2 protein-coding genes are annotated in these 982 nt (G+C 68.3%); both read left to right on the forward strand.

Features of this window, described 5'->3' with window-relative positions; all coding sequences use genetic code 11:
- Nucleotides 1-481, forward strand: a 481-nt coding sequence (locus PGX04_RS32050; RefSeq protein ID WP_465263863.1) for an alpha/beta fold hydrolase, incomplete at its 5' end; no start/stop codon positions are given.
- A gap of 61 nt (nt 482-542) precedes the next feature.
- A partial coding sequence (locus PGX04_RS32055) for a PhzF family phenazine biosynthesis protein (RefSeq protein WP_273742173.1) occupies nt 543-982 on the forward strand: 440 nt, incomplete at its 3' end.

Raw genomic sequence — 982 nt, forward strand, 5'->3', positions numbered from 1 at the left:
CGTCGGGCTGGCCGCGCCGGCGCGGCCGTATCGCGAACTGACCCTCGAGCAACTCGAGCACAAGGCGACGGTCGGGAGCCACGAGTGGGCGGACCTGCGCGACAAGTACGAGACCTGGGTCGACGAGAGCGAGCGGGTTCGAACGGGCGAGTACGAGCCCGACGAACGGCTGCTCGGGAGACCCGGGGCCTTCTGGGACAGCATCGCGGCGTACGATCACGTCCAGACTGCGGCCGAGGTCGACGTTCCGTTCCGGTTCCTGCAGGGCGAGCGCGACTTTCAGGTGACCGTGGCCGACGACCTCGAGCGGTGGGAGCGCGAACTCGAGGGGAAGTCGGCGACGACGTTCGAGACGTACGAGGGACTCAACCACCTGTTCATGCCGGGCGAGGGCGAGTCGCTGGCGTTCGCATACGCCGTTCGAAACAACGTCGCCGAACGCGTCGTCGACGACATCGCCGCGTGGGTCGGCGAGCTCTGACTGCGCCGTCCGCCGACGGCGGGACCGAGGATTCATACGCCGGTCGCACCACCCACGTCGTATGGAGACGATTCGGGTCTTGCAGGTCGACGCCTTCACCGACGAACCGCTCACCGGCAACCCGGCGGGCGTCGTTCCGAACGCGGACGGCCTCTCGGACGGCCAGATGCGAGCGATCGCCGCCGAAATGGCCGTCAGCGAGACGGCGTTCCTCCGCTCGAGCGAGGACGCCGACCGTCGCGTTCGGTACTTTACGCCCACCCAGGAGGTCGATCTCTGCGGTCACGCGACGATCGGCAGCTTCGCCCACCTTCACGACGAGGGACTCGAGCCCGGACCGACGACCCTCGAGACGAACGTCGGCGTCCTCGACATCGAGGTCGCGGCGGACGGCACGGTCTGGATGGCGCAGGACGAGCCGTCGATCCGCGAAGTCGACGTGGGCGACGACCGCGTCGGCTGCGAGGAAGTGTTCGGTCCCGTGCTCTCAGTCTTCGAGTG

The organism is Natrinema soli (genome assembly GCF_028618695.1).